This window comes from Paenibacillus sp. sgz302190, assembly GCF_059820445.1.
Genome location: NZ_JBZYAO010000108.1, coordinates 1 through 648, shown reverse-complemented (window position 1 = coordinate 648; position 648 = coordinate 1). Strand labels below are relative to the sequence as shown.

The window sequence follows — 648 nt, the reverse complement described above, 5'->3', positions numbered from 1 at the left end:
GAGGGGATCCACGCGTTCCCATCTCGAACACGACCGTTAAGCCCTCCAGCGTCGATGGTACTTGAACCGAAGGGTTCTGGGAGAGTAGAACGTTGCCAAGCGAGCCCACAGCGAACGCTTTCGAAGAAAGCAAGCTTCGAAAGATCGTAGGTGGGTTTTTATTTTGGGCCCTTAGCTCAGCTGGTTAGAGCGCACCCCTGATAAGGGTGAGGTCGGTGGTTCGAGTCCACTAGGGCCCACCNTTGGGCCCTTAGCTCAGCTGGTTAGAGCGCACCCCTGATAAGGGTGAGGTCGGTGGTTCGAGTCCACTAGGGCCCACCATACAACTTCATAAATATGGGGCCATAGCTCAGCTGGGAGAGCGCCTGCCTTGCAAGCAGGAGGTCAGCGGTTCGATCCCGCTTGGCTCCACCAACAACGATCGTTTCAGGCAAGAATTTCTCGGAAATTCGACTTGAAATGAGCGAGTAAGATGTGATAAGATACTTTTTGCCGCTGGTGAGGCGGTAAAGAAAGTCGAATCACAGCATATCTGTTGACAACTTAACAGTTGCGACATTGTTGACGAATCTTCGATTCGCAACTTGTTCCTTGAAAACTAGATAACGAAACGAAACGTAAAGCGTGAAACTTAGAAATCCTTTTCGT

The 648-nt window shown here is 50.9% G+C and carries 3 tRNA genes and 1 rRNA gene; all 4 read left to right on the top strand.

The features are described from left to right. Nucleotides 1-101, top strand: a 5S ribosomal RNA gene (rrf, locus tag AC6RNO_RS36750); the annotation flags it as partial. A 64-nt stretch (nt 102-165) separates the two neighbouring features. Continuing rightward, nucleotides 166-239 (top strand) — tRNA-Ile (locus AC6RNO_RS36745). A 5-nt stretch (nt 240-244) separates the two neighbouring features. Further along, nucleotides 245-321: transfer RNA gene (locus tag AC6RNO_RS36740), tRNA-Ile, on the top strand. A 17-nt stretch (nt 322-338) separates the two neighbouring features. Further along, nucleotides 339-414, top strand: a tRNA-Ala gene (locus AC6RNO_RS36735). The last annotated feature ends 234 nt before the right edge of the window (nt 415-648 follow it).